The following is a 22,400-nucleotide window of genomic DNA, read 5'->3' on the forward strand; positions in this document are numbered from 1 at the left end:
CTTAAGGCTGCCGTGGCAGGATCGCGGGGTGTTGGATGTGCAGAGGGACTGGATCTGGTGCAGGCGCAGGACGGCGGCGGAAAGGCCGGGCAACAGGCAGCAGGTCTTCAGCGGCTCTGGCTGAGCCTTGCGGGCGGGGGCGCCCGCAAGGCCGCGCTGGTGACGCTGGCCATCCGTATCGCCGGTGCTGCGCTCGCCTATGTGGCACAAGTGCTGATGGCCCGCTGGATGGGCGCATTCGACTACGGCATCTATTCGGTCGTCTGGACCGTGGTGATGATCCTCGCCCTGTTCGCCTGCCTCGGCTTTTCCTCGTCACCCGGCCGTTTCATCCCGCTTTACCGGGGTGAGGGCGCGCTGGCGCTGTTGCGTGGTTATCTCACGGCCAGCCGGGTGATTGTCTTTCTGGCGGCCTGCGTCATCGGCACGGCCGTGGCGCTGATGGTGCTGCTGCTGCGTCCCATTCTCGATCCGGCCTATGTGCAGCCCCTCATGCTGGCAATGCTGGCCTTGCCGTTCTTTGCGCTCGCAGGTGTGCAGGATGGCATTGCAAGAGCGCATGACCGGCCGGATCTGGGCCTGATGCCCAGCTTCATCTGGCGGCCCTTGCTGATCCTGCTTCTGCTGTTCCTCGCCCTTCAGGCGGGGTTTGCGGTGGATGCTGCCACCGCGGTGCTGGCCGGGGCCGTTGCCAGTGCTCTGGTGGCACTGGACCAGCTGTGGCGGCTGAACCGGGTGATTGGCCGGCAGCTGCCCGCGGGCCCGCGGGCCCATGCGCCGCGCCTGTGGCTGGCGGTTTCCCTGCCCATGCTGCTGGTGGAGGGCTTTCTGCAGCTCGTCACCAGCGCCGATGTGATCATGGTCAGCTTCTGGCAGAGCCCGGACGAGGTGGCGGTTTACTTTGCCGCCTCAAAAACTCTGGCGCTGGTGCATTTCATCTATTTCGCCGTGCGTGCCGCCTCCGCCCACCGCTTCGCCGCCCTGCATGGCGCCTCTCATGAGGCCGCGGGCCGCAGCGCCTTCGAGGCCTATGTCCGCCGCGCCGGGTTCTGGACCTTCTGGCCCTCAGTGGGAGCGGCCGGCGTGTTGATCGCCGCAGCACCCTTTCTGCTGGCCCTGTTCGGGCCGGGGTTCGAGGCGGGCACGCCGCTGATTGCCGTGCTGCTCATCGGCGTGCTGGCGCGGGCCAGCGCCGGGCCTGCCGATGCTCTTCTCTCCATGTGCGGCCTGCAGAAGGCCTGTGCCGCGATTTATTCCGGCGTTTTCGTGCTCAATGTGGGGCTGAACCTGCTGCTGATCCCGCCTTTCGGGCTGATGGGCGCGGCTGTGGCGACGTCCCTTGCCATCACCGGCGAGGCGCTGGCGCTGATCTTCGTTGCCCGCCGCCGCCTTGGCGTGCTGTCCTTTGCGCCCTTCGCCTTCTCCCTCGCTCTGAGCCGGGAGGGCCGCAATGGTTGAAACGGCTGAAAAACCGGAAGGCCTGCTGCTGCCGGTGGCCGATGCGCCGGAATGGGATGTGCTCGTGCGGGAGGCGCTGAGCCCCACCCCCTTCTTCTCTCCTGCCTTTCTCGTGCCTTATGCCGCCCATCTCGGGCCGGCGGACCTGAGGCTTGCCGTGGTGCGCGAAAGGGGCGGCGGGCGCTGGCTGGCAGCGGCTCCCGTTGCGCTGCGGCGCTGCGGTTTCCTCTTCCGGGAGCGGACGTTCTGGGCGGCAGAATATGGCCCGCTTGGCGTGCCACTGGTGCATCCGCAGGCGCCGGATGAAGCGCTGGCCTTGCTGCTGGAGACAGCTGCCGCCGGGTCCCCGGTCCTGCGCCTGCCGTTTCTGCCCGTGGCCGGTGCCGTGACGCAGCGGCTGAAGGCCGCCGCCGTCAGTTGGCGCTGGCTGGAAGGGCCGGTGCAAGAGCGCGCGTCCCATGATGGCGCGGCAGACGGCGAGGCCCAGCTTGCCGCCGCCCTGACCACCAAGCGCCGCAAGGAGATGGAGCGGCTGAAGCGCCGTCTCTCGGAAGACGGTGAACTGGTCTTCGACAGCCTGACCGGCGACGAAGCCTTGGCCGCCATGGCAGAGTTTCTGGCGCTTGAGGGCTCCGGCTGGAAGGGCAGGAGTGCAACGGCGCTGGCAAGCCGCGAGGTGACGCGCCGCTTTGCGGAAGGATTTGCCGCACGGCTTGCAGACATGGATGGCTTGCGGCTGGACCGGATGCGGCTTGATGGCAAGCCGCTGGCGATGCTCGCGGTTATCAAGGCAGGCGGCCGCGCCTTTGCCTGGAAGATTGCCTTTGACGAGGACTTTGCCCGCTTTTCGCCCGGCCAGCATCTGGCCCTGCATACCATGCGGACGACGCTTGCCGACCCGGCGCTGCCGCTCGGCGGCGATTCCCTTGCAGTGCCTGGCCACCCGATGATCGAGCCCCTGTGGCGCGGGCGCTTGACCTATGCCCATCCCGTGCTGCTGCGCGGTGCGGCGGGCGCTTTGCTGCACCGGTTGCACCAGCTGGATGCTTTCGCCTTCCGGGCCGTGAAGGCGCTGGCGCGGCGGGTTTTGCGGCGAAGGTAAGGGTCAGCCCTCTTTCCTTGCCAGATCCCGCAGGGTGCGGCGGATGATCTTGCCCGTGGTGGTCATCGGCAGTTCATCAATGAAGGCGATCTCGCGCGGGTATTCATGCGCCGAGAGGCGGTCACGCACGTGGATGCGGATGGCCTCTTCCAGCTCCGGCGAGGGCTGGTGCCCGTCGGCCAGCACCACATAGGCCTTGACGATTTCCGTGCGCAGCGGATCCGGTTTGCCGATGACGGCAGCCAGCGCCACCGCCGGATGGGTCAAGAGGCAATCCTCGATCTCGCCGGGGCCTATGCGGTAGCTGGCGGAGGTGATGAGGTCATCATCGCGCCCGGTGAAGTGGACATAGCCATCGGCGTCCATCTCGCCCTGATCGCCGGTGGTCATCCAGTCGCCGATGAACTTTTCCGCCGTGGCCTCCGGCTTGTTCCAGTAGCTGAGGAACATCACCGGATCGGGGCGGCGGATGGCGATCTGTCCCAGCGTTCCGGGCGGCAGGGGATTGCCCGCCTCATCGATCACCGCCACCTCATGGCCGGGAATGGCAACGCCGATGGCGCCCGCCCGGCTGATGCCGAGCCCCGCGCAGGAGCCAAGCACCGCGTTGCATTCGGTCTGGCCGTAGAATTCATTCACGGGCAGGCCCAGTTCTGCCTTCGCCCAGTCATAGGCCTCACGGCCCAGCGACTCGCCCGCCGAGCCAATGCTGCGCAGGGCAAGGTGGAAGCGCCTGCCGGGGCTGTCCACCGCCCGCAGCATCTTCAGCGCCGTGGGCGGGATGAAGGCATTGCGCACCCCCTCCCGCTCCATCAGGGCAAAGGCGGCTTCCGGGTCAAACTTGCGCGCAGCATTCGCAATCACCGGCACGCCCAGATGCAGGGCCGGGAACAGCGCATTCAGCAGCCCGCCCGCCCAGGCCCAGTCGGCCGGGGTCCACAGCAGGTCGCCCGGCTGGCCGAGGAACTCCTGCGACAGCTCAATGCCCGGCAGATGGCCCAAGAGCACCCGGTGCCCATGCAGCACGCCTTTGGGCTGGCCGGTGGTGCCGGAGGTGTAGATCATCAGCGCCGGATCATGGAGGCTGGTATCCAGGGTTGCGAAACTGTCCCGTGCATTGGCGCAAAGGGCGGAAAGGCTCTCGCTGCCGCTTTCCGGCGCGCCGGTGGTGATCAGCAGCTCCAGCCCCGGCAGATCCGCCTTGAGCGGCAGCGCCTTGGCAAGGCCCTGATCATTGGTGATCAGCGCCCGCGCACCGGAATCGCCCAGCCGGTAGCGCAGGGCCTCGGGGCCGAACAGGGCCGCCAGCGGCACGGCAATGGCGCCCATGCGGTAGATGGCGAGATGGGCAATCGCCGTCCAGGCGCATTGCGGCAGCAGCAGCGCCACCCGGTCCCCGCGCGATATGCCTTTTGCAGACAGTGCGTTGGCAAGCTGTGCCGAGGCACGGGCAAGCGCCGAATAGCTCCAGTCTGTGGCCTTGCCGTCCTCGCCGATCTCACGGATGGCCAGCCGCTCTGGTTCAGCGGCGGCCCATGCCTCGCAGGTGGAAGCCGCAATGTTGTAGCGCTCGGGCAGCTGCCAGGTGAACTGGCGCCGCAAGCTGCCGAAATCTGCTGCCCGCTGAAGCATGGCCTTGTCCCGTCACAAACCGGAGGCGGAGCCTATCCCCCTCCGTGCTGCGGTGCAATAACCTTGGCAAAGCTGACAGTCCACCCGGCCAGAGACGGGGTCAGTTCAGCTGCACCAGCGCAAGGTTGAGCGCCGTGGCAAAGCCGGCCCAGGCGGCATAGGGCACAAAGAGCAGGGCCGCCAGCCGGTCGCGCTGCCAGCCTGTGGCGATGAAGGCGAGGATCGAGGCCAATAGCGCCAGAATGATGCCGAGCCCTGCATCCAGCCGGTGAAAGGTGAAGACGGTTGGACTCCAGGCGAAGTTCAGCACCATCTGAAGCACCCACAGCCAGAACAGGGGGGAGCCTGCGCCAGCCCCAAAGCTGCGCCAGCCGGCAATGCCGATGAGGATGTAAAGCACGGTCCACACGGGCGCAAAAAGCCAGTTGGGCGGTGTGAAGGAGGGTTTGGCGAGCCCGGCATACCATTCGCCGGGCAGGTTCGTGGCGCCGATCAGCAGCCCGCCGCCCACGCTGATGACAAGGAAAACGGCGAGAAGGGGGAGCGATGGCTTGCGTGTCATTGCGTGTCTCCAGAGATTTGGAAATGGGGTTCGCGTCCCGTTCCGTCTGTTCCCTCAGATCAGTCAGCACCAGTGTGGCGGGCTGCCGCGCTCATGTCTCCTCCATCGCCTCCACATAGTACCAGCGGCCGGATTTCTTGCGGAAACGGCTGAGCTCCCGGTGGATGTGCAATTGTGCACAAGACAGATACCGCGCCTCAAACAGCACCGTTCCATCCCGGTCATCCGGTCCGCCGCCGGTGGTCTGCAGCACCTTGAGGCCCGTCCACCGGCTTTCCGAGGCCCAGCGGGCCGTAGCCGCCTCGTCAAAACCCGGCTGATATTTCGGCCAGAGCGTTTCCTTCAGATACGTAATGTCCTGCATCACATAGGCGCTGTAGCGTGAGCGCATCAGTGCCTCGGCCGTTCCCGCGACAGCCTTGCGCGCCAGCACCGGCCCGCAGCACAGCGCCAGGATCTGGCCGGAACCGCAGGGGCAGGGGGATGCATCAGTCATGAGGGGAGGTCCGCAGTGGAAAGGATCTGAGGACGATTTCTAGCGCGGATGCGGGAGGGCGTCGAGGTGGGAGGTATGCGGATGCTTTTCGATTGTTTCGAATATTACGGCTGTTTCAAATAAGTGATTCAATGAAATCCCATAGGAAAGATGCAACAAGAGGATGTGATGTCCATTTCCGCCAACGCCCATGAACTCGGAAGCAGGCTTCCCTCAAGGAAGGAGCGGGAAGCGGCAAACCAGTTGCGGCGTATTCTCGCTGCGTAAGCGGGCGGAGCGGTCTTGCGCGTGCTGGAAAATGGCAAGCCTGCCGATGTCATCCTGACGCCAGCCTTGTCTGCGCTTCTGATGGACCTCCTGCGGCATGCCGGCAAGGCAGACGCGGTAACGCTCGTTCCTGTCTCTCAGATGCTGACGACCCAGCAGGCGGCGGACATTCTCAACATGTCCCGGCCATTCCTGATCGGGCTGCTGGAGCGCGGCGATATTCCCTATGACCGCGTTGGCCGTCACCGGCGCAGCAGGGCGGAGGATCTGTTCGCCTATAAGGACAAGCGTGACGCCGTTCGCGGCAAGGCACTGGAAACACTCGCCGAACTGGATGGGGAACTGCCCTGGCCGTGTTTGCCAACAGGTTCCTAGGGCTCCCGTAGGTTGGGCGAAAAAGCCGGCGCAAGCCGGTTTTTTATGTCTTGGGCCAGACATTGCCGACGTTGCGAACGCGCATCTACATTGATGGCTACAACCTCTATTGTTGGCTGTCTGAACAAGACTGGGTTCAAGTGGCTCGACGTACTGACACTGTTCGAGACAAGGATCTTACCAACGGTCCTTCACAAACCGTCAGATCCGTCAGATCGTGTCCCGGCGCGTGGTGTAGCTTGTTGGTAGCGAAGCCGCTCGCGAGCGCGCCCTCCAATGTGCTGTAGGGAGCGGGCGGCGTCCGATTGACCTGATCGAGACGGACGATGGAGCCTCCGAGGTCTTCAGCTATATCGAATCCTACATTCGAGGCCAGCAGGGCAACATTGACGGCTGAAGCCCTTGCCGCTGCAAAAACCTCGCGGTCTTGCACAGGTCATCCACAGGCTGACATTGCCCGGTGCGGGCGAATAGGGGATGGTGCGGCGACGAAGGAATCACCTGTTCATGCCGCAAGCACAGCCTCGTCTCGCCGGGACAGAGTACACAGCAGCGTCTGAGGGCACCGCAAGGCCCGCAGCGAAGGATCCTGCACAGGTTCTGGCGGATGTGTTCGGCTACCCCAGTTTCCGCGGCCGCCAGCGCGAGGTGGTGGACACGCTGATCGCCGGGGACGATGCGGTGGTGCTGTTCCCCACGGGGGCCGGCAAGTCCATTTGCTTCCAGATCCCTGCGCTCTGCCGCCCCGGAACGGGTGTGGTGATCTCTCCCCTCATTGCGCTGATGAAGGATCAGGTCGGTGCACTGACGGGTGCTGGCGTGCGCGCTGCCGCGCTCAATTCCTCCGTCCCGCCGGAAGAGCAGGCGCGCATTGCCGCAGAGCTGCGCAAGGGCACGCTGGATTTTCTCTATGTGACGCCCGAACGGGTGGCGACGGCCGGCTTCTCCCGCCTGCTGGATGGCGCGGCCATCTCGCTCTTTGCCATCGACGAGGCCCATTGCGTCAGCCAGTGGGGGCATGATTTCCGGCCCGAGTATCTGCAGCTGGCGAGCCTTGCGGACCGCTATCCCGGTGTGCCGCGTGTGGCGCTGACCGCCACCGCCGATCCGCATACGCAGGAGGATATCCGCGTCCGGCTGAAGCTGGAGACGGCGCAGGTCTTCACCACCTCCTTCGACCGGCCCAATATCCGCTACGAGATCGTCGAGCGGGTGAACCAGCGCCAGCAACTGCTGGATTTCCTCAAGCGCCACAAGGGCGAGAGCGGCATCGTCTATTGCCTGTCCCGCGCCAAGGTGGAGGACATCGCCAATTGGCTGACGGAGAAGGGTATCCGCGCCCTGCCCTATCACGCCGGGCTCGACCGGGAGATCCGCGAGGCCAATCAGGACGCTTTCCTGCTGGAAGAAAACCTCGTGCTGGTGGCGACCGTTGCTTTCGGCATGGGCATCGACAAGCCGGATGTACGTTTCGTCGCCCATCTCGACCTGCCGTCTTCCGTCGAGGCCTATTATCAGGAAACCGGACGCGCGGGCCGTGATGGCGCCCCGGCCGAGGCCTGGATGGCCTATGGCATGGCCGACATGGTGCAGCGCCGCCGCATGATTGCCGAAGGCGAAGCACCGGAAGAGGTGAAACGGGCGGAAACCGCCAAGCTCAACGCCCTTGTCGGCATCTGCGAAACCGCCGGATGCCGCCGTCAGGCGCTGCTGGCCCATTTCGGCGAGACCTATTCCCAGCCTTGCGGCAACTGCGACACCTGCCTGTCTCCGGTGGAGACATGGGACGGAACGGAAGCTGCCGCCAAGTTCCTGTCCGCCATCTACCGCACCGGCCAGCGCTTTGGCGCAAGCCATGTGATCGACGTGCTGCTGGGCAAGGAAAACGACAAGATCGCGCGCTTCGGCCACGACAAGCTGTCGGTCTATGGCATCGGCAAGGAGCTTTCACCCAAGACCTGGCAATCGGTGGCGCGCCAGCTGGTCGCCATGGGCCTTGTCGGCGTCGATCATGCCAATTACGGCGCACTGGTGCTGACGGACGAATGCCGCGCCGTGTTCCGCAACGAGCGCAAGGTGCTGCTGCGCCGCGACCGCGCCGCCGCCAGCCTCAGAGCCTCGCGCGGGGAACGGTCGGCGAGCCTTGCCGATGATCTTGATCCTGAAGACCGGCTGCTGTTCGAGCGCCTGCGCCGCCTGCGCACCCAGATCGCCCGGGAAAACGAAGTGCCGCCCTATGTGGTGTTCCCGGACGCGACCCTTGCCGGCATCGCCATCGCCCGGCCCCTGACGCCCCATGCCCTGCTCGCCGTCTCCGGTGTCGGCCAGTCGAAACTCGACCGCTACGGCTCGCAGATCATCGATCTGGTCGAGGCCTTTGAAGCGGGCGTGTGAGCCGGGCAACGCCTGATTTTCCACCTCTCCATCGTCATCGCGGACGAAGCGCAGCGGAGATCCGGGATGACAATGGAGGGGCTTCATGCCGGAAAGAACGGCATGTAAAATCTGTCACCCCCTCACGGCTGCCAGCCTTCCGGGGCCATTTCGAAGCCGTCGAAGGTGAAACCGGGGGCGACTGTGCAGCCCACGAGGGTGAAATCACCAAGGCTTTGCGCCTGCTGCCAGGCGTGGCGCGGCACCACCGCCTGCGGGCGCTGCCCCGCGGCCAGATCGGACCCGAGGGTCACGAGCTCAACCGGCCCTTCTGCGTCACTGATCAGAAGCTCCAGCGGCGCCCCGCCATACCAGTGCCACACCTCCACCGCATCCACCTTGTGCCAGCGCGACAAGACGCCCTCCGGCAGCAGGAAATAGATCGCCGTCGAGGCCGCGCGGCCTGATGCATCACAGACCGGATCGCGGAAGGTCTCGGCGTAATAACCGCCCTCGGGATGCGGCTGCATGCCCAGCGTCTCGATGATTTCGGCGGCAGTGAATCCGGTCAGCGGTCTCATGGCTCAGAACCTGTCCTTACGTCCCCGCAGCTCCGCGAAGACTTCGGCAGGGCTGGCCCCTGCCATGCCGAGGGCTGCGGCGAGGGCCGGATCACCCGCCCGCAGGAACGGATTGGTGGCCCGCTCCCGCCCCATCGTGGTGGGCAGGGTGGCCATATGCTCCGCCCGCAGCCGCTCCACCTCTGCTACCCTTTCCTTGAGCGCAGCGTTATCCGGATCAACACTCAGCGCGAAACGGGCATTGGACAGAGTATACTCATGGCCGCAGTAGACAACCGCATCATCCGGCAGGCGGCGGTTCAGCTTGCCGAGCGAGGCCCACATCATTTCCATGTCGCCTTCGAAGACGCGCCCGCAGCCCAGCGAGAACAGTGTGTCGCCGGTGTGGATGACCCCCGCCTGTTCAAACCACCAGGAGATCTGGTCCAGCGTATGGCCCGGCGTCGAGATGGCCTCCACCTTCAGCTCGGCGATGTGGAAGATGTCGCCGTCTTCCACCACTTCATCAAGGCCGGAAATCTTGTCGCGCGACAGGCCGGGGCCGATGACCCGTGCGCCGGTGGCCTCCTTCAGCGGCACCAGCCCCTGCACATGGTCCCAGTGATGGTGGGTGATGAGAATATGCGTGAGGCGCCAGCCGGTTTCGGCCAGTTCCGCCAGATAGGGCGCGGCATCCGGCACATCGATGGCGATCACCGATCCGCTCTCCGGATCGCGTGCCAGCACACCGTAATTGTCGGACAGGCAGGGAAACTGCCTGATCTGAAGCCGCGCCATTTTGTCTCTCCCGTTGATGAATCCGGCCTGCAGAGTGGCAAATGCCGCAGGCAGGGGCAAGGGCGATCGGGTCATCAGCCCTTGCGTCTTGGGTCAAGGCAAGGTTCAATCGCGCCGGATTGAACCGGGCAGGCCATGTATCTCGACGTTGCTGATCTCAGAACCTTTTACGACCTGCCGCTTGGCCGCCTGCTGCGCAGCCTCATCGGCGCGCGCGTGCGCTCCCTCTGGCCCAGCGCAAAGGGCGAAAGCCTGCTCGGCATCGGCTATGCGGGACCGTTCCTGCGCCCCTACATGGATGAGGCGGAGCGCTGCGTTGCGGCCATGCCGGCGGCGCAGGGCGTCGTCCACTGGCCTCGCGAGCGGGCCAATGCCTCGGTTCTGGTGGAAGCGGATCAGCTGCCCTTTTCCGACAGTTTCTTCCAGCGCGCCATCATGGTGCATGCGCTGGATATGGCGGGCGATCCTGCCGCCCTGCTGCGCGAGGCCTGGCGCGTGCTGGTGCCGGGCGGCAAGCTGATCGTCATCGTGCCGAACCGGCGCGGCGTCTGGGCACGGGCGGAAACCTCGCCCTTCGGCTATGGCCGCCCGTTCTCCAAAAGCCAGATCCAGGCGCTGCTGCAGAGCTGCCAGTTCGACGTGATCTCGAGGGAAGAAACGCTCTACATTCCCCCGGTGAAATCGAAGGTCATCCTGCGCTCGGCCCGCACCTGGGAAACCGTGGGCCGCGCACTCTGGCCGGCCTTTGCGGGTCTTCTGGTGATCGAGGCGCAGAAGCGGCTCTACAAACCCGCCCAGGCCGATGGCGGCAAGCGCAGCGTGCTCAGGGTGCTGAGACCCGTCTTCGTGCCGGAGGCCGGCGTCACCCCCGGCCTCAATCCGAACCGGCGCGACAGAACGCCGCCGCGCACCCGCTGAAATTCAGCGGCGCAGCAGGAACACGGCCTGCTCGCCCACCAGATTCCACAGCCACCAGGGCGCATTGAAGCTGATGCGCGCCCCCTGCCCGTCGAGCGCAACGGCCTTCACCACCGTGGCATCCATCTCCTCTACCAGCGCGACAAAATCACGGATGGAACAGAAGTGGATGTTGGGCGTGTCATACCACTGGTAGGACAGATACTTGGTCACCGGCATGCGCCCGCGCAGCAGCAGCTGCATGCGGTTGCGCCAATAGGCGAAATTCGGGATCGAGACGATCACCTGCCCGCCGATGCGCAGCAGCTGCTCCATCACGCCCTTCGGATCGCGGGTGGCCTGCAGCGTCTGGCTGAGGATCACCACATCGAAGGCATTGTCCGGATAGTCAGCAAGATCCGTGTCGGCATCGCCCTGCACCACGGACAGCCCGCGTGCCACGGCCTTGTTAACGCCGCCCTGCGACAGCTCCATGCCGCGCCCGTCAACGCGCCGCCGCTCTGCCAGAAGCTGCAGCAGCGCCCCGTCCTCGCAGCCCACATCCAGCACCCTTGCGCCCTCGGGCACAAGCTCGCACATCACGAGATGATCGCCGCGCGGCTGGGTCAGAGTTCCGCCCGTGTTGCCGTTTGCCATCTTACGCCCCTCCTGGTCCGGCAATGCCACGTGCGGCGGCTGCTCCCGTCAGGAAGCCGCGCACGGTGCGGAACATTTCCGGCTCATCCAGCAGGAAGGCATCATGGCCGCGGTCACTGCTGATCTCCACGAAGGAGACGTTGGCCGCAGCCGCATTCAGCGCCCGCACCACCGCCTTGCTTTCCGATGTCGGGAACAGCCAGTCCGAGGTGAAGGACATGACGCAGAAGCGGGTCGGCGTATGCAGGAAGGCCTTGCTCAGGACCCCGTCATGCTCTGCCGCCAGATCGAAATAGTCCATCGCCCTCGTCACATAGAGATAGGAGTTGGCATCGAACCGGTCGACAAAGGTCATGCCCTGATGGCGCAGGTAGCTTTCGATCTGGAAATCCGCATCGAAGCCGAAGGTCAGCGCCTCACGGTCCTGCAGGTTACGGCCGAATTTCTGATGCAGCGACATGTCGGACATGTAGGTGATATGCGCGGCCATGCGCGCCACTGCCAGCCCCTTACTGGGGCGGGTGCCATCGGCAAGGTAGCTGCCGCCGCGCCAGTCGGGATCGGCCATCACGGCCTGACGGCCCACCTCGTGGAAGGCAATGTTCTGCGAGGAATGGCGGGCACTGGTGGCAATCGGCACAGCGGAGAAGACACGCTGCGGGAACAGCGCTGCCCATTGCAGCACCTGCATACCGCCCATGGAGCCGCCCACCACGGCAAACAGGGTTTCGATGCCCAGATGATCCACCAGACGGGCCTGCGCGCGCACCATGTCGCGGATGGTCACCACCGGCATGGTCAGCGCATAGGGCTGGCCGGTTTCCGGATTGGTGGAGGCCGGGCCCGTCGTGCCCATGCAGCCACCCAGCACATTGGCGCAAATGACGAAGAAACGCTCCGTGTCCACCGGCTTGCCAGGCCCCACCAGCATCGTCCACCAGCCGGGCTTGCCCGTCACCGGATTGCGCGAGGCGACATACTGGTCACCGGTCAGCGCATGGCAAATGAGAATGGCGTTGCTGCGGTCCGCATTGAGCGTGCCGTAAGTCTCATAAGCGATCTGCCAATTGGCCAGCGTGCCGCCGGCATCCAGCGGCAGCGCCTGATCCGGCCCGAAACGCAGGCACTGGCTGCTGGGCGTATCGATTTCCCGGCGCTGTGCCTTTTCCAGATCGGCAAGGCTCGCGGCCACGGCAGCTGCGCCGTCCTGCGGGATCGAAGTCTGAGGTGTATCGGTCATGCCGGACGCATCATCCCGTTTTCACTGGCCGTTTCAAGGGCCGTTCTCACACGCCATTTTCCCGAGAGAGGCCTGCCCTGCCGGGCGGCGGAAGCCTCGCTGCGGCAACAGCGCGCCACCATCTTCAAGGGGTTGTTAGCTAGGGTTCGCGGGGCCATGGTGTCAACGTTTTCTTTTGCTTTCCGCCCGCTTGCTGCCTATGACTATCGCCGAATGCATCGCATGTTTCAGGAAGGCATTTCCCGCCCATGGCCAGTGACCACACCCAAGGCACCGCTCTCGACAGCCTGCGCCAGCGCATCGACGTGCTCGACGCCGAGCTGCATCGTCTGCTGATGGAGCGGGTGCGCGTCATCGACGGCATCATTGCGGCCAAGCGCGCCAGCGGCGCAGACGGCGTGATGTTCCGCCCGGACCGGGAAGCCGACATGATGCGCCGCATGGTCGAGCGCCACGAAGGCAGTCTGCCGCTGACCAGCGCCGAGCATCTTTGGCGCGAGATCATCACGGCCTGCACCCGCCTTCAGGGCGAGTTTCAGGTGCATCTGGACGGGTCCGCCGACATTGCCGCCATGCGCGATGCCGCGCGCTTCTACTTCGGCTTTGCCGTGGAGATGGAAACAGCCGGCGATCCGGCGGATGTGGTCGGCACGGTCGCCGCCTCCCATTCCGACCTTGGCGTCATTGCCCTGACAGAACGGGCCGAACTACCCTGGTGGCGCGGTCTTGGACAGGACGGAGCACAGATCATCGCCCGCCTGCCCTTCTTCGTGGCCGAGGAGCGCCCGGCGGATCTGGCCTCCATGGTCATCAGCCGCCCCATTCCGGGCTCCGGCGCGCCGGATACGGCTGTCTATGATGCCCGCTGGCGCGGCGTTCTGCCCGGCAGCCTGATGGATTCGGGCCTCGAAATCCTGAGCTTCTTCCGCCATGCCGACGGCGTTGACGCCCTGCTGGCCGCCTCCGGCGATATCAGCGAAGACGAGGTTCTGACGATCTGCCGCGAGGCCGGGGCGGAGCCGGACGTGCTGAGGTTTGTTGGCGGCTACGCCTCTCCCATCGACATCGACGAGGGCGAGGCGGACGAGCTTGACGATTTCAGCGAAGACCAAGACTGATATCCTGGCCTGCAGGCCTTTCACAGACAGCGGCCAAACACACGAGAGACAGAGACACTTCCATGGACAGCGCCAGCAAATCCCGCCCCCAACCGCGCGCAGGCATTCTCGACATCGCCCCTTACGTTCCCGGCAAGTCCAAGGCCTCGGGCACCGCCAAGGTGCACAAGCTGTCCTCGAACGAATCCCCGCTGGGCGCCAGCGAAGCGGCAAAGAAGGCCTATGCGGAAGTCGCCTCCAAGCTGGAGCTTTATCCGGATGGCGCGTCCACGGCCCTGCGTGACGCCATCGGCGAGGTGGTGGGCATCAATCCGGAGCGCATCATCTGCGGCGCCGGGTCGGACGAGATCCTGACGCTCATCGCCAACACCTATCTGGCGCCGGGCGATGAGGCGATCTATTCCGAGTTCGGCTTCCTCGTCTATCCGATTGCCATCCGCGCTGCCGGTGCAACGCCCGTTGTCGCCCCGGAGAAGAACCTGACGACGGATGTGGACGCGATCCTGGCCCGCGTGACGGAGAAGACCAAGATGGTCTTCCTCGCCAACCCGAACAATCCGACCGGCACCTACATTCCCTTTGACGAGGTGCGCCGCCTGCACGCGGGCCTGCCCTCCCATGTGGTGCTGGTGCTGGACGCGGCCTATGCGGAATATGTGCGGCGCAATGACTACGAGAGCGGCATCGAGCTGGTGGCGACCTCGAACAATGTCATCATGACGCGCACCTTCTCCAAGATCTATGGCCTTGCCAACCTGCGCCTCGGCTGGTGCTTCGGCCCGGCGGAGATGATCGATGCCATGAACCGCATCCGCGGGCCGTTCAACGTTTCGGGACCGGCCATGGCCGCCGGCATTGCCGCAATCCGCGACCGTGCCTTCGTGGAGGCAGCCATAGCCCACAACGAGACCTGGATGGCCTGGACAGCGGCGGAGATCGAAAAGCTCGGCCTCAAGACCACGCCCAGCGTCGGCAACTTCCTGCTCATCCACTTCCCGGATGAGGACGGCAAGCGCGCCACCGATGCAGATGCCTATCTGTCAGAGCATGGCCTGATCCTGCGGATGGTTGCCAATTACGGCCTGCCGGACGCGCTGCGCCTGTCCATCGGCACCGAGGAAGCCAACAAGGCGGTGGTTGCCGCTCTTGCCGGTTTCATGGCGCGCTGAAAGCGCCAAGCCCCTGATGGCCCGGCAACAGCCCCAGCGGCAGCCGGGCCAAACCCATTTGAAGACACCAGACAAGACATGTCAGATCCCCATTTCCAGCGCGTTGCCCTGATCGGCATCGGCCTCATCGGCTCCTCCCTTGCCCGCGTCATCCGCGAAAAGGGCCTGGCGGAGACCATCACCATCTCGACCCGCTCGGCGCCGACACTGGCCCGTGCGGAAGAGCTGGGGCTTGGGGACCGATACTGCCTCTCGGCAGCGGATGCGGTGAAGGATGCGGATCTGGTGGTGGTCAGCGTGCCGGTCGGCGCTTCGGAAGAGGTGGCAAAAACCATCGCGCCGCATCTGAAGCCGGGCGCGATCCTGACGGACGTGGGCTCCACCAAGGGCTCGGTCGTCTCGCAGATGGCCCCGCATGTGCCGGAGGGTGTGCATTTCATCCCCGGCCACCCGATTGCAGGTACGGAGCATTCCGGCCCGGACGCAGGCTTTGCCGCGCTGTTCCAGAACCGATGGTGCATTCTGACGCCGATACCGGGCACCGATGCCGGGGCGCTTGAAAAGCTCGCGGCCTTCTGGACCGCCTGCGGCTCCAATGTGGACACCATGGACCCGCAGCACCATGACCTGGTGCTCGCGATCGTGTCGCACCTGCCGCATATCATCGCCTATAACATCGTCGGCACCGCGGATGATCTCCAGACGGTCACCAAGTCGGAAGTCATCAAATATTCCGCGTCCGGCTTCCGCGACTTTACCCGTCTGGCAGCATCTGACCCCACCATGTGGCGCGACGTGTGCCTGCATAACAAGGATGCGATCCTGGAAATGCTGGCGCGGTTCTCGGAGGATCTGTCCGCCCTGCAGCGGGCCATCCGCTGGGGCGACGGGCAGGCGCTGTTCGACCTGTTCACCCGCACGCGCGGCATCCGCCGCTCGATCATCGAGGCCGGCCAGGAAACCCCGGCGCCTGACTTCGGCCGTCAGGCCGCAGCCCCCGGCGCAGGCGAATAAGACCAGACCTTGATGAGATGTCTCATCCAGGTTTGGTCAAGCCCGTGCGGCGTGTGAGCATTTCAAGGCGTGATGCGTCAGCATCGTCAGACTTGGTCTAAGGGCACGTCCTCAGACCGTCACATCCGTCTGCAGCACAAGGCTGACGGATGTGGATGACAGGCTGACGGCCAGCTTGAAATCCTGACCCAGTTTCTTCAACTCGCGGATCAGGGCCTTGGCCTGCGCGGGGCTTGCAAACTTCAGCCGTTCCTTGAGGGCATCGATGCGCTGCTGCGATCGGGCGATCTTGTCTGCACGCTGGTCGTCCCTGGCCTTTGCCATGGCGTCTTGCAGCGAGTTGCCGAGTTGCAGGGAGCCCTCAACCTCCTTGAGGAACTCTTCGGAGAACTCACCAAGAATCCCGCCCCTGACGATCGGCAGAAGTTTCGCATCCTGCTTGTCGAGACGGCCCTGCACCAAATTGCTGGACGTCCCGCCCTTTTGCTCCATGATCGTCATGGACTGAGGCCTGGACGGTGCCCGCTGAGAAAGCCCAGCCGCCGGGCTGGCATTGGCGGCGAGAGGTGCAAGGATTGCGCCTTCTCCTTGGAACCGCGCTCATTCATCCAAAGGCTGCGGCTGGAGGATGGAGGATGGAGGATGGAGGATGGAAGCAGGACCAGTCATAGTTCCGGCGCTACAGCAGAAATCTGCGCTAACCCCGCAACCGGAACCATATTGAATTGTATCAATAAAATTCTCAACTAGGCATTAATCTCCTGCAACCAAAAGCAGAGAGCGCCCTCAGCATTTACCACCCTAGAAACCACGCCCTGGATAGGGAAAATTAGGGAGTTTCTGTCTAGCTTCTTCCGGGCTGGAGCGGGGGGTGGTGATGAGAAAGCCAGCAAGATCTGCAGACTTTCGGCTGATTGGCGGCTCTATACTTATTGCACTCATCTTTGTTGCAATCGCGATGTCTGTTCTGGGAACAGCAGTCAGCCACTGGGTCCGGCAGGATGCCAGAATCCAGAGCGCGGCGCTTGCAGAGGCACTGGCCGGAAAGCTGCCTGATCTTGCCGGAATTGTCAGCGGCACGGCACCCTCACAACAGGAAACTCAAGCCCTTGCGCTGATGCAGGCTCTCGGCCGGACCACACGCTTCATTCTGGCAACGCCGGATGGAGATCCTGTCCTGCGGGTCGAAGACCGGCGGGTCGAGCTTCTGCGTGGCCCATCCGCGCCAGAGACCCGGCTGACGGCCACCAATACCCCGGACCGTCTTCACACAACGGTCGAAAGAAATTTGCTGGCAGGCCGGATATCGATCACAGCGGTAACGACCTTGCCCGTTCAGCAGCAAGGCCGGACGATTGCACTGCTTGAGACAGTCATCGACGAATCCGACCTGGCGGCAGGCTTCCGCAAGGATCTGATCCTTGCAAGCCTCGTGCTGGCATGCCTGCTGGGGCTGGGCTTTGCCATCTGCTTTTCCTGGATCATGACAGCGGTGCGCGCCCGCAATGCCTCGGAAGAACGGGCCGAATTCCTGGCCAGCCACGACCGGCTGACCGGATTGTTGAACCGTACGGCCTTCCAGGCCCGCCTGGAAACAGCCTTGTCGGAACTGGACCGGGGCCGTTCAATCGCGCTGCATCATCTCGACATCGACCGGTTCAAGCGGATCAACGACGAACTGGGGGAAGATGGCGCTGATGGGCTGATCCGGCTGGTGGCGCTGCGCCTGAGCGAAATGGTGCGGCCGGGCGACTTTGTTGCCCGTCTGGGCGGTGATGAACTGATCGTGGCCCAATGCGGCATCACGTCGGCGCAACAGGCAAGGGCCATGGCCGCGCGGCTCGTTGAACAGCTTTCTCAAGTTTACGCCCTGGAGGGCCGTGAAGTTCAGATCTCTGTCAGCGCCGGAACCAGCCTCGCCCCGGCGGATACGACTGTTGCCAATGAGCTGATGACAAAGGCAAGCATGGCGCTGCAATTCGTCAAGTCCACCGGCAGCCGTGGCTCGGGCTTCTTCAGCGGCACGATGGAAGAGGAGCTGAACAGCCGCCGCCAGCTGGAGCAGCTGTTGCGCTCCGCAATCCAGAACAATCTCCTCAGCCTCAATTTCCAGCCGATCCTCAGTCTGTCACAGAACCGGATCTCAGGCTTTGAAGCCCTGATGCGGATGAGCGACGGAAACGGCGCCCCTGTCTCGCCTGCACTCTTCATTCCCGTTGCAGAAGAGCTGGGCCTGCTGCCGGAGTTTGGCGAGTGGGCCCTGCGGCAGGCCTGCGGAGCAGCGGTGGGCTGGGGCGGTAACATTGCCGTCGCCGTAAACCTGTCTCCCACGCAGTTTGCCTCTGGCAACCTGCCGCAGAAGGTGGCTGACGCTCTTCAGGCCTCCGGGCTTCAGGCCAGCCGGCTGGAACTGGAAATCACCGAAGGCATCCTGCTGCAAGACACCGGCGCCATCCTGCAGCAGCTGACCGACCTGAAAGCGCTCGGTGTCAGCATCGTCATGGATGATTTCGGCACCGGATATTCCAGCCTCAGCTATCTGTGGCGCTTCCCCTTCGACAAACTCAAGATCGACCGCAGCTTCATGGAGGCCTATTCCCATTCGGGCGAGACCATCCAGCAGATCCTCAAGGCCATCGTGGCCCTTGGCCGGGCCTTGAAGCTGCAGGTGACGATCGAAGGCATCGAGACCGTGTTTCAGGCCCGTGTCATCCGGGATCTGGAGATCGACAATGTGCAGGGCTACCTGTTCGGCAAGCCCGTCACCGCAGCGGAAGTTCCCGGTGTGATGCTGCGGGACATGGCCAAGGCGATGAACACGGGTCAGGATACGGCCTCCAGCGCCACGCCAGGCCCAAAAGCCTGTCCCAGAACGGCCTCAAGCTGAGGTCCCGCAATCTGCGGGGGCCGGGCACGGCTCAGGCCTGACGTTCAGCGGTCGCGGAAGGCAACGAAAGCTGCGACTTCCGCCAGACGCCTGCCGCCCTCGCCGGCGCCCGCCACCAGCTGCTCCGCCTCGGCGGCAAGGCCTTTGAGAATGGCACGGGTGCGCTCGGGCCCATAGAGGCTGACCAAGGTGGCCTTGCCCGCCCCGGCATCCTTGCCCGTCGCCTTGCCCACCACCTCCGGCGAGGCCTCCAGGTCCAGAAGATCATCCGCCAGCTGGAAGGCGAGGCCAATGATCTCCCCGAACCGGGTCATGCGCGCCACATCGTCAGGGGCAGCCCCGGCCAGAATGGCACCGGCCCGGCAGGCATAGCGCAGCAGCGCGCCGGTCTTCATTGCTTGCAGGGTGCGGATTTCGTCTTCGGACAACTGCCGGTGCTCTGCCGCCAGATCCAGCATCTGCCCGCCCGCCATGCCGCCAACACCGGATGCGCGCGCCAGTTCCTGCGACAGCTGCAGCCGCACAGCCGGATCAGCATGGATCTCCGGTTCCGCGATCAGATCAAAAGCCAGGGTCAGCAGCGCATCGCCCGCCAGAATGGCGGTTGCCTCGTCAAAGGCCTTGTGAACGGCCGGCTGGCCCCGGCGCAGGTCGTCATCATCCATCGCCGGAAGATCGTCATGCACCAGTGAATAGCAATGCACGCATTCCAGCGCCGCAGCCGCCAGCAGAACGCCCTCATCCCTGCGGCCGAAGACAGCGGCGGTTTCGGCAACCAGCAGCGGGCGCAGGCGCTTGCCGCCGTTGAGCGAGCCGTGGCGCATGGCCGCCAGCAGCTGTGCGGGCCGCAGAACCTCGCCCGGCCGCGGCGCGTCCGACAGCACCCTGCCCAGAACCGCATCCATCTGCTGCACCATCTGGCGCAGGCTGTCCTCAAGCCACGTCATTGCATCTGCCCTTCACGCAAGGCTCCAACCGGATGCCCTCGTCACCCGAAACCGGTCCGCCGTCAAGACGGCTTGCACATCTTCCGCCCGGCTTTGACGCAGGACCCAACCGCATGTAGAAACGGCAGGAAGGCACGAGGCGGCATGCACCCGCCGCGATGGTGAGGAGCAGCGTTCCTTTGGCCCAGGAAGATGGCTTGCCAGGCAGCACGACCAGTCCGCCGGAAACGCGGCATCCAGGCACGCTGGACACGGGTGTGCGCGAGACAGACGCGCCCGGAACCAGCGATGGGGATGAGGCCGCAAGAATGCCGCGCAACCGGACAAGACGCAGCCTGAAGATCACCCGGATCATCGTCTGGACGCTGTTGCTGCTTGTCCTGGCGCCGCCGCTGCTGACAGTCATTTATTCCGTTGCCCCCCCCATCAGCACGCTGATGATCGGCCGCTATGCGCAAGGCCTCTGGGTGGACCGGCAATGGCGGTCTCTCGATCAGATTTCCCCGCACCTGGTGCGGGCCGTGATCACCTCCGAGGACGCCCGCTTCTGCGAGCACCGGGGCGTGGACTGGGATGCATTGCATGGGCAGATCCAGAAGCTCAATGCCGGCCAGGAAGCACGCGGGGCCTCCACCATCACCATGCAGCTGGCCAAGAACCTGTTTCTCTGGGGCGACCGCAGCTTCATCCGCAAGGGGCTGGAACTGCCCACCGCGCTGATGATCGACCAGATCCTGACCAAGCGCCGGATCATGGAGCTTTATCTCAATGTCGCCGAATGGGGCGAAGGCATCTTCGGAGCGGAAGCCGCCGCGCAGGCCTGGTTCGGCAAGTCAGCGGCAGACCTGACGCAGGCCGAGGCGTCACGCCTGGCCACAGCCTTGCCCAACCCGATCCTGCGCAACCCCGCCAGACCCGGCCGCGGACACGCCCGCCTGGCCGACACGAATCAGCGCCGGATTGCGAATGCGGGCAACATTTTCGGCTGCGTTCTGGCCAGCCGCTGAGGCGGTGAAGAAAAATTCTGTTATGGACTGGCAAAAGCCTTCAGTTGCCTGTATAACCCCGCCCATTCTTACACGCTGCGTGATGCCACGCCCCGGGCAATCCCGGTCCGGGCCGCGCTGACTATGGACCACGGAGAACAAAAAATGGCCGTTCCGAAGAGAAAAACGTCGCGCATGAAGCGCGGTTTTCGCCGTTCCGCGGACGCCCTGAAGCAGCCGACCTACGTCGAGGACAAGGATTCGGGCGAACTGCGCCGCCCGCATCACGTTGACCTGAAGACCGGCATGTACCGGGGCCGTCAGATCCTGCAGCCGAAGGCCGACGTCTGAGGCAAGGGTCGCGACCGCGATCTCAAGATCAAGGCTGGTGGCAACACCGGCCTTTTTCGTGTGCACCGGACAGCCGTCCAGGATGGCGGGGGCCGGCAGCTGCAAGCCATGATGCGCCGGCATCGAAAGAGTTGGTATAAGACAGGCGGCATCACCGCAGAATCGAGTCTCCAAGGAGAGGCGCATGTCAAGGTTCCTGTCCCTTCCCCTGACGCTCATCCCCCTCGCGCTCTACAATCTGACCGCCTTCGGCTTTTTCGGAAGTCCCGCAGGAGACCCGTGGTTCCAGCCGATGCTGACGCTGGAACTGGTATCAGGCGCAAGGTTTTCGCTGGTCTCGGGCGACCTGATGATCCTCTGCGGGCTGGTGGTGCTGTTTGCCGAAATCCTCAAGGCCACGCGCACCGGTACGGCAGCCCTTTCCGACCACATCCTGTCGATGATGGTCTTTGCCGTCTATCTGGTGGAGTTCCTGACCCTGCCGCAGGCCGCCAGCTCGGTTTTCTTCATCCTGACGGTGATCGCGATGATCGACGTGATTGCAGGCTTTACCGTCAGCCTCACCGGCGCCCGCCGGGACATCAGCCTCGACGGGCGGGACTAACACCAACGCTCGATGAGCTTGACTTGTCGAGCGCTGGTGAAGCCCGGGCAGCGTTTGAGCCTTTTCAAGGCGTAATGCGTCAGCATCTCAGAGCCCTGGTATGAACCGCTCCCGCGGGCTGGACTGGACTTCAGGCGTCCGTCTTGCTGCTCTCGTCCGGCAGGGAATGGCGCTGGATCAGCGGCAGCTGGCTCATGGTGAAGATGAGCGTGACCGGCATCATGCCGAACACCTTGAAGCTGACCCAGAAATCCGTCGAGAAATTGCGCCAGATCACTTCATTCAGCACCGCCAGCGCCAGAAAGAAGATGCCCCAGCGCAGGGTGAGAATGCGCCAGCCCTCGTCCGTCAGGCGGAAGGCGCTGTCGAAGATATAACCCAGCAGCGACTTGCCGAAGAAAAGCCCGCCCAGCAGAATGACGCCGAACAGGGTATTGATGATCGTCGGCTTCAGCTTGATGAAGAGATCATCATGCAGCCACAGGGTCAGCGCGCCGAACACAAAGACCACGATGCCCGACACCAGCGGCATGATGGGCAGGCGGCGCGTCAGATAGAGCGACACGGCCAGCGAAATGGCAATGGCCACCATGAAGGCAGCGGTCGCCAGAAAGATCGGCGCGCCAAAGACGCTGAGCGCCGGAAAAGCCGCCGCGATCTCCTCGCCGCGCGTATTGAACAGGAAGAAGACCGCCAGTGGCCCCAGTTCCAGGGCCAGCTTCAAGAGTGGTGCCATATCCTTGTGTGCAGGGTCGTTCGGGGCCCGTTCAAATTCCATGCTCACTCCACCAGCCGCAGGCCGTCATTGTGTCAAGGCGCAAGATGCTGACGCATCGCGCCTTGAAATTGCTCAAGCGCCGCACGGGCTTGGGCAGCACTCAATGATAGTGGCTTATCAAGTGCTGCC

General features: G+C 64.3%; 22 protein-coding genes. 12 read left to right on the forward strand and 10 right to left on the reverse strand.

Annotation, left to right across the window (positions count from 1 at the left end; translation table 11 throughout):
• The first annotated feature begins 57 nt into the window (after positions 1-57).
• On the forward strand, positions 58-1,458 hold the full coding sequence (locus ASC48_RS11175; RefSeq protein WP_072242589.1) for a lipopolysaccharide biosynthesis protein: 1,401 nt from the start codon (positions 58-60) through the stop codon (positions 1,456-1,458).
• Positions 1,451-2,560, forward strand: a complete 1,110-nt coding sequence (locus tag ASC48_RS11180) for a GNAT family N-acetyltransferase (protein WP_055455816.1) — start codon at positions 1,451-1,453, stop codon at positions 2,558-2,560. Before ASC48_RS11175 ends, ASC48_RS11180 begins: the two co-directional genes overlap by 8 nt.
• 3 nt (positions 2,561-2,563) lie before the next feature.
• Here ASC48_RS11180 and ASC48_RS11185 read toward each other — a convergent pair whose 3' ends face one another.
• The 3 genes from ASC48_RS11185 to ASC48_RS11195 all read right to left on the reverse strand — a co-directional run bounded on the left by ASC48_RS11185 (position 2,564) and on the right by ASC48_RS11195 (position 5,250).
• Positions 2,564-4,192: an AMP-binding protein gene (locus ASC48_RS11185; protein ID WP_055455817.1), complete on the reverse strand. Its 1,629-nt coding sequence runs from the start codon at positions 4,190-4,192 to the stop codon at positions 2,564-2,566.
• A 100-nt stretch (positions 4,193-4,292) separates the two neighbouring features.
• Positions 4,293-4,754: a TspO/MBR family protein gene (locus tag ASC48_RS11190; RefSeq protein WP_055455818.1), complete on the reverse strand. Its 462-nt coding sequence runs from the start codon at positions 4,752-4,754 to the stop codon at positions 4,293-4,295.
• A gap of 91 nt (positions 4,755-4,845) precedes the next feature.
• Positions 4,846-5,250 carry a YchJ family protein gene (locus tag ASC48_RS11195; protein ID WP_055455819.1) on the reverse strand — a complete coding sequence of 135 codons (405 nt, stop codon included), beginning with the start codon at positions 5,248-5,250 and terminating at the stop codon, positions 4,846-4,848.
• A gap of 288 nt (positions 5,251-5,538) precedes the next feature.
• Here ASC48_RS11195 and ASC48_RS11200 point away from each other — a divergent pair, with 288 nt between their 5' ends.
• A complete protein-coding gene (locus ASC48_RS11200) occupies positions 5,539-5,892 on the forward strand; it encodes a helix-turn-helix domain-containing protein (protein WP_244270045.1) in 354 nt (117 codons plus the stop codon).
• Positions 5,893-6,399: 507 nt separating this feature from the next.
• Entirely contained in the window at positions 6,400-8,286 is a 1,887-nt protein-coding gene (gene recQ, locus ASC48_RS11205) for a DNA helicase RecQ (RefSeq protein WP_072242590.1), read from the forward strand.
• A 122-nt stretch (positions 8,287-8,408) separates the two neighbouring features.
• Here recQ and ASC48_RS11210 read toward each other — a convergent pair whose 3' ends face one another.
• Positions 8,409-8,846 (reverse strand): cupin domain-containing protein, encoded by a 438-nt coding sequence (locus ASC48_RS11210; protein WP_055455821.1) that lies wholly within the window; start codon positions 8,844-8,846, stop codon positions 8,409-8,411.
• 3 nt (positions 8,847-8,849) lie between these two features.
• On the reverse strand, positions 8,850-9,623 hold the full coding sequence (gloB, locus tag ASC48_RS11215) for a hydroxyacylglutathione hydrolase (RefSeq protein WP_055455822.1): 774 nt from the start codon (positions 9,621-9,623) through the stop codon (positions 8,850-8,852).
• Positions 9,624-9,758: 135 nt separating this feature from the next.
• On the opposite strand from gloB, the gene ASC48_RS11220 reads away from it, so the two are divergent.
• The gene (locus tag ASC48_RS11220) at positions 9,759-10,541 is read left to right on the forward strand and encodes a class I SAM-dependent methyltransferase (RefSeq protein WP_055455823.1); all 783 of its coding nucleotides are present in this window, start codon (positions 9,759-9,761) and stop codon (positions 10,539-10,541) included.
• A gap of 3 nt (positions 10,542-10,544) precedes the next feature.
• Here the strand turns inward: ASC48_RS11220 and metW are convergent, their stop codons facing one another.
• Entirely contained in the window at positions 10,545-11,177 is a 633-nt protein-coding gene (gene metW, locus ASC48_RS11225) for a methionine biosynthesis protein MetW (RefSeq protein WP_055455824.1), read from the reverse strand.
• A 1-nt stretch (position 11,178) separates the two neighbouring features.
• Positions 11,179-12,417 carry a homoserine O-acetyltransferase MetX gene (metX, locus tag ASC48_RS11230; protein ID WP_208975671.1) on the reverse strand — a complete coding sequence of 413 codons (1,239 nt, stop codon included), beginning with the start codon at positions 12,415-12,417 and terminating at the stop codon, positions 11,179-11,181.
• A 248-nt stretch (positions 12,418-12,665) separates the two neighbouring features.
• Between metX and ASC48_RS11235 the strand changes: the two genes are divergently transcribed.
• From ASC48_RS11235 to ASC48_RS11245, 3 genes are all read left to right on the forward strand, one after another.
• Positions 12,666-13,535, forward strand: a complete 870-nt coding sequence (locus tag ASC48_RS11235; protein WP_055455825.1) for a chorismate mutase — start codon at positions 12,666-12,668, stop codon at positions 13,533-13,535.
• Between the two features lie 62 nt (positions 13,536-13,597).
• Entirely contained in the window at positions 13,598-14,704 is a 1,107-nt protein-coding gene (gene hisC / locus ASC48_RS11240) for a histidinol-phosphate transaminase (protein ID WP_055455826.1), read from the forward strand.
• Between the two features lie 78 nt (positions 14,705-14,782).
• Entirely contained in the window at positions 14,783-15,718 is a 936-nt protein-coding gene (locus ASC48_RS11245; RefSeq protein WP_055455827.1) for a prephenate/arogenate dehydrogenase family protein, read from the forward strand.
• Positions 15,719-15,829: 111 nt separating this feature from the next.
• Here ASC48_RS11245 and ASC48_RS11250 read toward each other — a convergent pair whose 3' ends face one another.
• A complete protein-coding gene (locus tag ASC48_RS11250; protein ID WP_055455828.1) occupies positions 15,830-16,219 on the reverse strand; it encodes a hypothetical protein in 390 nt (129 codons plus the stop codon).
• Positions 16,220-16,676: 457 nt separating this feature from the next.
• Here ASC48_RS11250 and ASC48_RS11255 point away from each other — a divergent pair, with 457 nt between their 5' ends.
• Positions 16,677-18,605 carry a putative bifunctional diguanylate cyclase/phosphodiesterase gene (locus tag ASC48_RS11255; protein ID WP_167345136.1) on the forward strand — a complete coding sequence of 643 codons (1,929 nt, stop codon included), beginning with the start codon at positions 16,677-16,679 and terminating at the stop codon, positions 18,603-18,605.
• 44 nt (positions 18,606-18,649) lie between these two features.
• Here ASC48_RS11255 and ASC48_RS11260 read toward each other — a convergent pair whose 3' ends face one another.
• On the reverse strand, positions 18,650-19,552 hold the full coding sequence (locus ASC48_RS11260) for a polyprenyl synthetase family protein (protein ID WP_055455830.1): 903 nt from the start codon (positions 19,550-19,552) through the stop codon (positions 18,650-18,652).
• A gap of 308 nt (positions 19,553-19,860) precedes the next feature.
• Between ASC48_RS11260 and mtgA the strand changes: the two genes are divergently transcribed.
• The 3 genes from mtgA (at position 19,861) to ASC48_RS11275 (ending at position 21,493) form a co-directional block, all read left to right on the forward strand.
• Entirely contained in the window at positions 19,861-20,559 is a 699-nt protein-coding gene (gene mtgA / locus ASC48_RS11265) for a monofunctional biosynthetic peptidoglycan transglycosylase (protein WP_055455888.1), read from the forward strand.
• A 144-nt stretch (positions 20,560-20,703) separates the two neighbouring features.
• Positions 20,704-20,889: a 50S ribosomal protein L32 gene (gene rpmF / locus ASC48_RS11270; RefSeq protein ID WP_026355869.1), complete on the forward strand. Its 186-nt coding sequence runs from the start codon at positions 20,704-20,706 to the stop codon at positions 20,887-20,889.
• A 184-nt stretch (positions 20,890-21,073) separates the two neighbouring features.
• Positions 21,074-21,493: a hypothetical protein gene (locus tag ASC48_RS11275; RefSeq protein ID WP_055455831.1), complete on the forward strand. Its 420-nt coding sequence runs from the start codon at positions 21,074-21,076 to the stop codon at positions 21,491-21,493.
• Between the two features lie 130 nt (positions 21,494-21,623).
• On the opposite strand, the gene ASC48_RS11280 is transcribed toward ASC48_RS11275, so the two are convergent.
• Positions 21,624-22,271 (reverse strand): septation protein A, encoded by a 648-nt coding sequence (locus tag ASC48_RS11280; RefSeq protein ID WP_055455832.1) that lies wholly within the window; start codon positions 22,269-22,271, stop codon positions 21,624-21,626.
• Between the last annotated feature and the right edge of the window lie 129 nt (positions 22,272-22,400).

This window comes from Pannonibacter indicus (genome assembly GCF_001418225.1).
GTDB classification, from domain to species: domain Bacteria; phylum Pseudomonadota; class Alphaproteobacteria; order Rhizobiales; family Stappiaceae; genus Pannonibacter; species Pannonibacter indicus.

Bases quoted from the DNA above. Each gene is read 5' to 3' on its own strand.
- ASC48_RS11180 (WP_055455816.1), top strand. From the start codon at position 1,451: ATGGTTGAAACGGCTGAAAAACCGGAAGGCCTGCTGCTGCCGGTGGCC.
- ASC48_RS11185 (WP_055455817.1), bottom strand. From the start codon at position 4,192: ATGCTTCAGCGGGCAGCAGATTTCGGCAGCTTGCGGCGCCAGTTCACC.
- ASC48_RS11190 (WP_055455818.1), bottom strand. From the start codon at position 4,754: ATGACACGCAAGCCATCGCTCCCCCTTCTCGCCGTTTTCCTTGTCATC.
- ASC48_RS11195 (WP_055455819.1), bottom strand. From the start codon at position 5,250: ATGACTGATGCATCCCCCTGCCCCTGCGGTTCCGGCCAGATCCTGGCG.
- recQ (WP_072242590.1), top strand. From the start codon at position 6,400: ATGCCGCAAGCACAGCCTCGTCTCGCCGGGACAGAGTACACAGCAGCG.
- ASC48_RS11210 (WP_055455821.1), bottom strand. From the start codon at position 8,846: ATGAGACCGCTGACCGGATTCACTGCCGCCGAAATCATCGAGACGCTG.
- gloB (WP_055455822.1), bottom strand. From the start codon at position 9,623: ATGGCGCGGCTTCAGATCAGGCAGTTTCCCTGCCTGTCCGACAATTAC.
- ASC48_RS11220 (WP_055455823.1), top strand. From the start codon at position 9,759: ATGTATCTCGACGTTGCTGATCTCAGAACCTTTTACGACCTGCCGCTT.
- metW (WP_055455824.1), bottom strand. From the start codon at position 11,177: ATGGCAAACGGCAACACGGGCGGAACTCTGACCCAGCCGCGCGGCGAT.
- metX (WP_208975671.1), bottom strand. From the start codon at position 12,417: ATGACCGATACACCTCAGACTTCGATCCCGCAGGACGGCGCAGCTGCC.
- ASC48_RS11235 (WP_055455825.1), top strand. From the start codon at position 12,666: ATGGCCAGTGACCACACCCAAGGCACCGCTCTCGACAGCCTGCGCCAG.
- hisC (WP_055455826.1), top strand. From the start codon at position 13,598: ATGGACAGCGCCAGCAAATCCCGCCCCCAACCGCGCGCAGGCATTCTC.
- ASC48_RS11245 (WP_055455827.1), top strand. From the start codon at position 14,783: ATGTCAGATCCCCATTTCCAGCGCGTTGCCCTGATCGGCATCGGCCTC.
- ASC48_RS11250 (WP_055455828.1), bottom strand. From the start codon at position 16,219: ATGACGATCATGGAGCAAAAGGGCGGGACGTCCAGCAATTTGGTGCAG.
- ASC48_RS11255 (WP_167345136.1), top strand. From the start codon at position 16,677: ATGTCTGTTCTGGGAACAGCAGTCAGCCACTGGGTCCGGCAGGATGCC.
- ASC48_RS11260 (WP_055455830.1), bottom strand. From the start codon at position 19,552: ATGACGTGGCTTGAGGACAGCCTGCGCCAGATGGTGCAGCAGATGGAT.
- mtgA (WP_055455888.1), top strand. From the start codon at position 19,861: ATGCCGCGCAACCGGACAAGACGCAGCCTGAAGATCACCCGGATCATC.
- rpmF (WP_026355869.1), top strand. From the start codon at position 20,704: ATGGCCGTTCCGAAGAGAAAAACGTCGCGCATGAAGCGCGGTTTTCGC.
- ASC48_RS11275 (WP_055455831.1), top strand. From the start codon at position 21,074: ATGTCAAGGTTCCTGTCCCTTCCCCTGACGCTCATCCCCCTCGCGCTC.
- ASC48_RS11280 (WP_055455832.1), bottom strand. From the start codon at position 22,271: ATGGAATTTGAACGGGCCCCGAACGACCCTGCACACAAGGATATGGCA.